The sequence below is a fragment of the Spirosoma migulaei genome, assembly GCF_054776855.1.
On record NZ_BAAHBG010000005.1, the window covers coordinates 618779 to 628687 of the forward strand.

Genomic DNA, 9909 nt, shown 5'->3' on the forward strand with positions numbered 1-9909 from the left:
TATCAACTTCTAGAATACACCGCATCCACGCAATCTATTATGCCTAACGAATCAATTCGACCAGTTGGGGAATTGGGCTTTCAGCTGATCATCCAACTCGTCGGCCCAGTTTTCCAGATCGCGGATGCAGGTTGTTAGCTCCTGGTAATCCATGCCCCGAATGTCGCGCTCGTAGGTGGCAAACACGGTTTGCGTGTTGGGGGCAATGCACAACTTCACACCCAGGCGCAAATCGTTGAGTTCGAGTAAATGGCGATAGAAACCCAGTAGATTGTTTGATGGAATCTCAAGCAGGGGCGAGAAAACCCGGAGGTAATCACGGCGGCCTCCGCTTGGGAAATTGATGGTATGAATGAATACCTCGATGCTAGCCGATCCATTTTTCCACAGCCAGTTATTGTTTTTGGCACCATACGTCTGCTCCTTGGTCAGCCCGATTGATTCAACGTAGCATTGAATCATCGTTTGAACGCGGTTGTATTGCTCATTCGCCAGGGCATTTTGCACGTCTTCGGGTTTGGCAGGAGCGGGGTTTTTAATGGGTTCCATTGGTTTATGTCGTTTTTAGATTGATCTATTTGAGTGACTCAAAATTACTACGGCAGCAAAGCCAGTAGGGAACAACTCTATGCGGGGTGGATTTGGCTTTACAGGTGGTGGAATCGGCTCTAAAAGTGGATGATTGAAAACCAACTTCTTACCCGCCGTAATGACGCTCAACGTTCGTGGAACCAACAAATTCATCTTTTACCGATAAGTTGTACAGTTTTTTGAATCGGCTACGGGCATTCAATACCTCGGGACGGATGGCCGCAAGGGCTTTTTTCATGGCGAACTTCCCCGTCGTATTATCTGCATAAAAACCATCGCCAAGACCAAGGCTATTGTTGATAATCAGCGTCAGTAACGCATTGTCGCCCGTTGCCCGATCCGATAAATCAGCAATTTCCCAGGCAATAGACAGGTATTTTAACGATTTCGTACGATCCTGTCTGATGTTGAACGCAGGATTGTCATGGGCGTAGACTATGGCTAATTTCACATACGCAATTGGGTCCATGTACAGATTGGCAGATGCTTCCAGCGCATCAACTGCCGATTTTCCAGCGGCAGGATTGTTCTCCGGCAACGGTGTTTTGATGAAGGTATAGTAGGTGGCGAGGCCCTTTTTTACAGTCTTTTCAATAGGATCGGACGCTATCTTTTTCAAAACCGTCATGTCGGCGACCTTCATCTGATCGCGGATGGTCAGGTAATTTTTAAGATCCTGGGCTGAGTTTGGTGCTGCCGCTGGGGTTGTAAACAGGCCAAGTACACTGCTTAGGCCAACTAAGAGGGTTTTCATTGACTGATTGATTAAAGGGTGATAAATGGAAGTAAACTGCTGATTGATTCACTGTGAAAATCGGTACGCCATAAGGCCTGTTGGGTTTGTGGATCATAACAAACCCAATAGTCGTATAGAAGCGTGCCTGGTTCTGCGAAATTGGGTTGATCGAAATGCAGAAATACCTGACTGTCGTGGATAAGATAAGCGCCTTTGATAGCGGTGTCGTTGAAGAAAGGAACATCAAACTGGCTAAGTATATGGCCGCTAACGCTAGCGACTATACGTATGGTGTTGTGTGCGCCATCGGGATGACGGGAGAGTATGGTCAGCTGATCCCCGATTTGCCACAACTGGCCAAAGGAAAAGTTGCCGTTCAAACGCCAACGCTCTTTTTGTGTGAAGGGGTCGAGTCGGCGGATAGCGGTGTTGGTGCGTTCGAAAAATTGATCGTTGCCAGGCGAATAATAAGTGCCTTCCGTAACGGACCGATGTAATTCTGCGCCGGTTTTCAGTGAGATAACCTGATACGAATGTCCCTCGCCAACTTTCTGTTCGGGATTAATGACCAATACGTTATCGCCTGATACTATGGGCGGGTGCTCAATAATCACGATTTGTTGAACGGGGGGCACAAACCAGGCTATCTCGTTTGTGCCCCAATGTTTAGCCGTAATGCCGATTTTCCAGTTCGTATCAACTTTACCATCTGTAACAACCTGTTTGTAAAGCGGTTTCGTTGTCAGATACAAGTCATCGGTAAAGGCCATACCAGTGTAAAGACTTGATGGACTGGTGAGTGGAGCTGGAGCAGGTGACACCGTCCGGGTGGTTTGGCCCGTTCGTGGGTTTATAAAATGTACAGCTGAGGTCGTTGCTTCGTACACCAGAATTCGCGCATTGGTTTGGCCCACTATAGTTCCTGTAAACGGCAACTGCCAGAGTTTATGGGCCGTTGACCGATCAAAGGCGCTAATCTCGAAAAGGGCGGGTTCTCGTTTTTGGCTCCCAATTAACACTGACGAGTCTGGCGAAGATTGATAAATCAGGCCAGATGGAAAGGGTAGTGGGAGAGGAAGCGGCCTAACGGTCGCATCTGTAGCAAAGTAATCGTTCCTGTTGGCGGCACGCCCCCACAGAAAACTCATGATGCCGCCCAGCACGGCGCAGAGTGCTAGAAATCCCATAAACACCTTAATCGCGATTTTCATCTTTGGCCAGTAAGTATTGTCTGATAATCCAGTCGTCGGCAACCCGCTGATACGTTTCGCCCACACTCGCGACATACGCTTTATCATGATCAGGTTCGTTTTTTTGGAAAATGTGGTACCCTTCACCCTGATACCAGGCATGCTCTAAGGGTGATTCGTCCAAAATGGCCTGCCGTTCGGCTTCGGTCAATCGCTTAAGTTGTTTCGCTATTCGGCGATTTTGGAAATAGTTTTTGAACCACATTGGGTTACTAAGTTTACTGCTGAAGCTTTACGGGTTCTTTTCCGACTCCGTCAACAGGTATTGTCTGATAATCCAGTCTTCAGCTTCCAGTCTCGAAATTTCACCCAATCCATAGACGTAGGCGTTCTCAAAATCGGGTTCGCTTTTCCGGAAAACGTGGAAGCCTTCGCCCTGAAAAAGCCCCAATTCTAAGGGCGATGCCTGTAGGATGATCTGCCGTTCAGTTTCTGTGAGTTGCCGAATCTGTTTTTCCAATTGACGAGTTTTTAGGTATTTTTTGAAGCACATTGGCTGATTGGATGAGGTGATCTTTCAGTGATCACCAGCTACTGCCTGCGCCCCCGCCCCCAGAACTACCCCCACCCCAACTGCTGCTACTGGACGAACTGCTGGATGATCCGCCCCAGGAACTACCGCTACTGCTGCCCGATGATGAATAGGTGGTAGACGAATTCGAATTGGATGGCCTGCTGGCACTACCCTGGGCAATTGCAATTGTGTACTGTGTTTCGTGGTGGTGGCCGCAGGCTTTGCACTCATAGTCATGGGCTCCCCGGCCTTCGCGCTCGCTGGTGGCTTCTTTTATGACTCGATTTCTGACTAAATATTCCGCTTTTGATCCGCACTTTTTGCAGCGTTGGTATGCGGTATTGTTTAGGTTCTCGTAACCGATGGTTTGGGTACTATCGTGGGTATCGTTGCGCCAGACATCGTAGTCGACCGTACCCAGGTTCTGTTCAGTTTTCTGATAATCAGTCAAAAAGGCATCTCGGTGCGTTACCGGTACTTTGGTTAACTGGTAACCTTCTGGCGATGTTCGGTTTGCATTTCGGATGGCGTACAGTGCTTTTTCATCCTCTTTTTTCATCCACCAGAAGGGGATGGGATACAGCAGGATATTGCCAAGACCATTGAACTGAGCGGCCTTGTACCGTACATACCGTTCCGACTCGGTCATGGTGCCGAAAAGCTGATTGAATGTATTGATTCGACGCCGTCGGGCGTCCCACAGAACTACGCCTGGATAGGCATAAAAGACAAGGAGAATTTGCCAACTGTGAAGCCAGTGATCATCCCGAAGCTGGACAACCATACACCCGACGCATACCGGCATGAGTACGTAGAGCAGAAATGCCCAGAGCAAGCGCCGTCTTGACTGCGAGATCGTGATTTCGATTTTGTCGGCAATGGGATTCTGGTTTCTGAAGAAAAATAGAAGTAGCCGGAGGGCTAATAACGCGGGGGTTAAGAGGAAAAAGAAAACGATAATCGCGCCATCGTCAAGCGGTTTTCCTTTTTGGTACGACTTCGCTTTCGATTCATCATAAACTTCCTTGGCGGCTTCTGGCTCACTAATCAGCCGGGCTATCTCCTGAACACCCACCAGCATGGTCCCGTCGAAATCGCCGGTTTTGGCTAGTGGGATCATCTTCTCCGTCTGAATACGTTTGCAAATGGCATCGGGCAGAATCCCTTCGAGCCCATAACCGGTTTCCATCTCGATCCGGTGTTGATCGTTCACTAACAGAACCAGCAGGCCGTTATTTTTCTGTTGATAACCCAGTCCCCACTTCCGAAACAGTGCCGTGGCAAAGTCTTTGGGGACGCTTTCGCCAATGGAGTTGAGGCACACAACAGCTACCTGGGCCGTGGTAGAGTCTTCCAGCTTACCCAGCACCCGGTCAATCTGACGAACGGCGGCACTCGACAGGATATGATCCGGATTGCTCACGTAGTATGAACTTTGGCTCTGCTTTGGATTGGGTACCGTTTCAAGCGTGTAGGTCTGGGCAACAGCCGGTGTAATTCCTCCGCCAATAAGCAGAAACAAGAAAACGATTAATCGGATACTACTCTGGTTCATAGTGAGTTAGTTTTGATTGGTAGCGCTGTAGCCCGATGAATAGATTCTGTATTTATCCTTGCCCTGGAGGTACTCTGTTTCCTGAAACGTGACGGGATCTGCTCCTTTCACTTCGTAGTTGCTGAAATAGACGTGTTGTTTGTCTTTGGAATAGTATTTTCCTACACCCGTGAACGTGGCCAGATCAACGTGTTCAAGTGGCTTCCAGGTGGTATACCTGCCCAACTCTAAGCCCCAGGCGCCGTGTTTATCGTTGAAATTAAAGTCCGACACTTTCCGAAACGTCGCTCCATCTACGCCTTCCATTGGCCTATCCTGAAAATAAACCCGTTTGCTGTCATGTGTCAGGTAATAGCCATTGAACATCGGCACAACAACAAACGTAGCCGGATCGGCCCCGTTGATGGGCATAACATCTTTATATACCTGACGACTATCGCGGGCGTAGGCAATGCCTTCTGCCGATACATTCGTAGCCGTTTCATTGGGGTTCGGAACGATGGTAAAATGAGGGCCGTCAGTACTGATTACCTGATCGCGGGAATAACCCCTGGCTTTGTCTTTAGAATAACTCCCGGCCAGGTACGTAAAGGTGATGGGATCTGAATTTGGGATGATTTTGCCGAGGTAAAACGCATGGTTTTTATCCTTGCCGTACTCGTCGTTGATGGCGGTAAATGAAGCTGCATCCGCTTCACCGATGACCGCCCGATTAGCGGGCCAGCCAGTATAAAGGACTACGTCGCCTTTTTCGATTCGGTAGCCCTTTCGTGAACTTGGGCCACAACTTAATAGAACCAGACCACCCACGAGTAAGCCAACTAGACCCAAAAAAGCGTTCATCAGTTTGAGCATAACATTCATGATTCAGGAAATTAGCGAGCGTTATGGACGTAGATTTTTGGCACCATACCCAGCGCCTGTTCATGGTGTTGTCGGCTGGACGGAATAACCGGAAGCGAAGGTGTTTCAGGTAGTAGGATGGGTACTGGTTCACGCTCAATCGGCATTTCGACCGGCTCTAATTTCTTCGTGCCCGATAGATTTGCCTTTAGCCAGTCGATGTAATACCTGAAGCGTTCGACGTCGTGATAGGTTTGCCAGATGATCACGAAACTACCGTTCTCTGTTTCTGCAATTCGGATGGGCGTAACGGTGTCCAGTACAAAGAATCGGTTGAATTTCTGCCGAAAGGTGAATCCTGACGTATCTATTTTTTCACGGGCAACCCGTTTGAATTGCTCGCTAATGGTGTTGGGTGCGAATGAAACTGCCAGATAATACGTGAAGGTTGTCACATGAGCATTGCCAGACATACCTGTCGATGAGGTCATTCCCTGCCACCAGTTTAAGCAAATCTCTTCACCCGTTTGGACTGTCATCTTTACATCGGCACAGGAATAATACTGGCTGCCTAACAGGGTAGAAACCTGCTCAGGAGCTGTGGCCGCTTTGTAGATATGGTTTGCCGTAAAAAAGGCCTGTAGGCTAATGTCTGCTTTTTTGCGGAAGACGATAAACGACACCAGAAAAAGGATAACAAAGAGTACACATGAACTGGAGCCATCACCAACCAGTACAACTGCCATCAGCCCTACCCAGCTACCTACCGAATACTGAATGGCATTTCTGGGCGATTTACGCCGGCCGACTAAATACACGATGAAGAAACCAACGACATATAGTGCACCGAAGACCATGACCTGAAAAAGTGTATCCTGATTCATACTAATGGTTCGATAAACGCTAAAAAATGACCAGAATAAATAGAATAAGTAAGGTGATACTGATTAATGCGATCCAGTCAAAACGTTGTTCCAGAAAACGCCTTAGTCCCTTTTTAAAAGGCTTCCAGAAGCCTGGTTTGGTGAAACTCTCCCCCCTCTCCATTCCCGTATTTGGTTAGTTTGATTACTAATTCATGCTAAAACTAAGGCTGTTATCTGCGCTGATTTTACCAGGTTGATAAGTGGAGGGAACACCGGGAAAACCGGCAGAAGTGGCTTGATATATGGCTTACATCATAGCTTATTCGCTACTGCATTAACTCAGTTTTGCCAACACATCAGGCTAGTAGCTGGTTGTTTTATTGACTGCTTACCAGATCACTAGCTCAACCTATGAATCAAGCACTTATTAACCGCCGGACACTGGGCGTTACGTTTACTGCCGATACTACATGCGTGCGCGTATGGGCACCACTGGCCCAATCCGTCGATCTTCGTTTTTGTAACCGGGACGTAACGGTACCGCTTCAAAATGATGGAAATTACTGGCAGGCAGCTATCAATCAACTTCAGCCCGGCGATACCTACAAGTTTGTTCTGAACGGGACAATGGAACGGCCAGACCCGGCATCGCTGGCTCAACCGGAAGGGGTACATGGTCCATCGCAGGCGGTTGATCTGGCAAAATTTGCCTGGACGGATGCCAATTGGCAAAATCTACCGCTTGAGGACTATCTAATTTATGAGCTTCATACGGGAACATTCACGCCTGAAGGTACTTTTGCCGGTATCGAAAGTCGGTTGGATTATCTGTTGGAGCTGGGCATAAACACCGTTGAAATTATGCCGGTGGCCCAATTCCCCGGTACGCGCAATTGGGGTTACGATGGTGTTTGCCCCTACGCCGTGCAGTACTCGTATGGGGGCGCGGCAGGTCTCCAGCAACTAGTCGATATCTGCCACCGGAAAGGGCTGGCCGTGGTGCTCGATGTTGTCTATAACCACATGGGCCCGGAGGGGAATTATTTTGCTGATTTCGGCCCGTATTTTACAACACGCTACCAGACGCCCTGGGGCAATGCGCTTAACTTCGATGGCGACTACAGCGATAGTGTCCGACGCTATTTTGTCGAAAATGTGTTGATGTGGTTCCGGGATTTCCATATCGATGCGCTACGGATTGATGCCGCTCATGCAATTCACGATGCGCGGGAAACCCACCTGTTGCGGGAGATCAAGCAGTATGTCGATGAACTGATGCAGCAGACCGGACGGATACACTACCTGATTGTGGAGTCTGATCAAAACGAAACGCGCTTTATTCAGTCACTGGCCGATATGGGTTACGGTATGGATGCTCAGTGGAACGATGAGTTTCATCATGCGCTTCGGGTAGCGGCCGGTGGCGAACGAAAAGGCTATTACGCCGACTATAATGGGATTCAGCACCTGGCCAAATCCTATAAGGATGCGTATGTGTACGATGGCACCTACATGCCCCGTCGTGCCCGGATTGTTGGGAAATCAACGGCAGGCCATGCCGGGCGACAGTTTGTGGTGTTCTCCCAGAATCACGATCATATTGGCAATCGAATGCTGGGCGAGCGACCCAGTCAGTTGGTGAGCTTTGATATGCAGAAACTAATGGCTGGTGCTGTGATCAGTAGTCCCTATTTGCCCATGTTGTTTATGGGCGAAGAATGGGGTGAACTGAATCCGTTTCTGTACTTCGTTAGCCATTCTGACCCTGCCTTGATTGACGCTGTTCGGGAAGGGCGTAAACGGGAATTTGCCGCTTTTCAGGCATCTGTTGCCGAGGGAAGCGGGCTTGGCATAGAGGCACCTGTTGTAGAAGCAACCGATGCACAGGATGAGCGGACGTTCGAGCGGTCGAAACTCCAATGGGCGCGCCTGACAAAGGAGCCGCACCAGACGCTCTTTCGATATTACCAGACGCTGCTGGCGTTGCGTAAGCATTCGTCCTTACGGCACCCAAACCGAGAATCGGTGGCCGTTGTTGCTGATGAAATCCGGCAAACGCTCACCCTGTTCCGGCAACATAAACAGCCCTCAACGGGCCAGACAGCCGAGCCAGAGACAGTGGTTTGCCTGATGAATTTCTCGAAAGAGCCCCGATCACTTTTGCTGGCTGCTAGTACAAAACCCTGGCAGAAGCTTCTGGATTCGGCCGATCCGAAATGGCGAGGCCCCTTATCGGCTCCCCAGTTAGTAGCTGGCAATGAATCTGTTGTGGTTCAACCCGAGTCTATTCTGATTTATACGAATCAATCAAACCTCAAGTAATAAAAATTTTAGCCACAGAGAACACAGAGATTTTCTATACCTCTGTGTTCTCTGTGCCGTAACGACGGACCGCTCTGTGGTTAAAAAAAACCTTTACCAATTGCAGAATAGCCACTGTATGGGAAAATAAAACCGCCGGAACAACAAAGCCCGGCAACCAGACATAGGGAAATTTTAGTATGGCAACGTTAGGCTGATCAAAGGCCAGTTGCTGAAATGGGAAGGGAGTTGCTAAAAGGGCATGACCAACAATATTCAGGACCGAACCTAACGCAGCCACATTCCAGACTAATAACCAGCGGGGAGACAATTGTTTCCGATTGAATGCGTAATATGCGATAACAGGCGCTGTTAAGCCCGCCAGAATATCATAATTTCCACCTTCAAATGTCATCAGTTGGGGCACCTGCTGATACAAGTACAGACCATATAAGGTTAACTCGACCGGTAAACGAACAATGTGCAAAAACGTTAATCGCGATAATGGTAATTGATTAATCCAGAGACGGCCTTTGCTGGTAATCAATAAGCTTATTATCACCAATAACGGTGGGCCCAAAACCACTACAAAACGGGGCGGTTTGGCGTCGAGTTGCTGAAAAAATTGATTATGCGCTAACAGGCCTAAGACCACCAGCCAGCTAAAACTTACCATAAGAAATAGGCTGGCACCACGAACAGAAGTCTGACGGATAGCGGTGAACAAGAGCCCCACTGTTAGACATGTGGTGAGAGTGAAAAACAGCGCTAACCAAACTGGAGTAGCTTCGAATAAATGAGATAGATTGGGCTTCATAAAGCATCTTGGTTTAGCAGGCACCCTTGCCCACGCTCACAAAGGAAGCCAGCCCCAGCCAACTCCGCACTCCCTAACTGCCAGTACATCTATGAATGGTACCCCAAAGAAGCATGAATGGTCAGTGTACCGACGAGGCCTGGAGCCATTTTTTGAGTTCAAGACTTCGGTACCGACTGACAATTACCTCCTGACTCGCCTGTTGTTTGTGTAGGGCGGGGGCGAGCGTAACCACAAGCTTACGATTTACATCATCCTGAACAGACCGTACAGCGCCCAGGCCTACAATAAACTGGCGACTGAGTTGAAAAAAATACAGACTGTCCAGGCTTTCCTGCAGTCGGGAAAACGAAGAATAGCGAGTTACTACCTGCTGTCCATCGGCTTTCCAAGCAGCTTTTATTATAAAAATTAAGCCTGTTGTTGGCAGTGAAGA

11 protein-coding genes are annotated in these 9909 nt (G+C 48.7%); 1 reads left to right on the forward strand and 10 read right to left on the reverse strand.

Going from position 1 to position 9909, the window contains the following annotated elements; all coding sequences use genetic code 11:
- Positions 1-51 precede the first annotated feature (51 nt).
- From ACYVGO_RS08095 to ACYVGO_RS08130, 8 genes are all read right to left on the reverse strand, one after another.
- The gene (locus ACYVGO_RS08095) at positions 52-549 is read right to left on the reverse strand and encodes a hypothetical protein (RefSeq protein ID WP_460968835.1); all 498 of its coding nucleotides are present in this window, start codon (positions 547-549) and stop codon (positions 52-54) included.
- Between the two features lie 148 nt (positions 550-697).
- The gene (locus ACYVGO_RS08100; RefSeq protein WP_460968836.1) at positions 698-1345 is read right to left on the reverse strand and encodes a hypothetical protein; all 648 of its coding nucleotides are present in this window, start codon (positions 1343-1345) and stop codon (positions 698-700) included.
- Between the two features lie 11 nt (positions 1346-1356).
- Positions 1357-2538 (reverse strand): hypothetical protein, encoded by a 1182-nt coding sequence (locus tag ACYVGO_RS08105; protein WP_460968837.1) that lies wholly within the window; start codon positions 2536-2538, stop codon positions 1357-1359.
- On the reverse strand, positions 2522-2782 hold the full coding sequence (locus ACYVGO_RS08110) for a hypothetical protein (protein ID WP_142775762.1): 261 nt from the start codon (positions 2780-2782) through the stop codon (positions 2522-2524). The genes ACYVGO_RS08105 and ACYVGO_RS08110 overlap by 17 nt, the downstream gene beginning before the upstream one ends.
- Positions 2783-2809: 27 nt before the next feature.
- Positions 2810-3070 carry a hypothetical protein gene (locus ACYVGO_RS08115; RefSeq protein WP_460968838.1) on the reverse strand — a complete coding sequence of 87 codons (261 nt, stop codon included), beginning with the start codon at positions 3068-3070 and terminating at the stop codon, positions 2810-2812.
- A 31-nt stretch (positions 3071-3101) separates the two neighbouring features.
- On the reverse strand, positions 3102-4646 hold the full coding sequence (locus ACYVGO_RS08120) for a TPM domain-containing protein (protein WP_460968839.1): 1545 nt from the start codon (positions 4644-4646) through the stop codon (positions 3102-3104).
- 6 nt (positions 4647-4652) lie between these two features.
- Positions 4653-5489, reverse strand: a complete 837-nt coding sequence (locus tag ACYVGO_RS08125; protein ID WP_460968840.1) for a DKNYY domain-containing protein — start codon at positions 5487-5489, stop codon at positions 4653-4655.
- A 32-nt stretch (positions 5490-5521) separates the two neighbouring features.
- Positions 5522-6373: a hypothetical protein gene (locus ACYVGO_RS08130; RefSeq protein ID WP_460968841.1), complete on the reverse strand. Its 852-nt coding sequence runs from the start codon at positions 6371-6373 to the stop codon at positions 5522-5524.
- Between the two features lie 393 nt (positions 6374-6766).
- On the opposite strand from ACYVGO_RS08130, the gene treZ reads away from it, so the two are divergent.
- On the forward strand, positions 6767-8677 hold the full coding sequence (gene treZ, locus ACYVGO_RS08135; protein WP_460968842.1) for a malto-oligosyltrehalose trehalohydrolase: 1911 nt from the start codon (positions 6767-6769) through the stop codon (positions 8675-8677).
- Between the two features lie 34 nt (positions 8678-8711).
- Here the strand turns inward: treZ and ACYVGO_RS08140 are convergent, their stop codons facing one another.
- Positions 8712-9473: a hypothetical protein gene (locus ACYVGO_RS08140; RefSeq protein WP_460968843.1), complete on the reverse strand. Its 762-nt coding sequence runs from the start codon at positions 9471-9473 to the stop codon at positions 8712-8714.
- Between the two features lie 121 nt (positions 9474-9594).
- Positions 9595-9909: LytTR family DNA-binding domain-containing protein (locus tag ACYVGO_RS08145; protein ID WP_460968844.1), on the reverse strand; the 315-nt coding region annotated here is incomplete at its 5' end.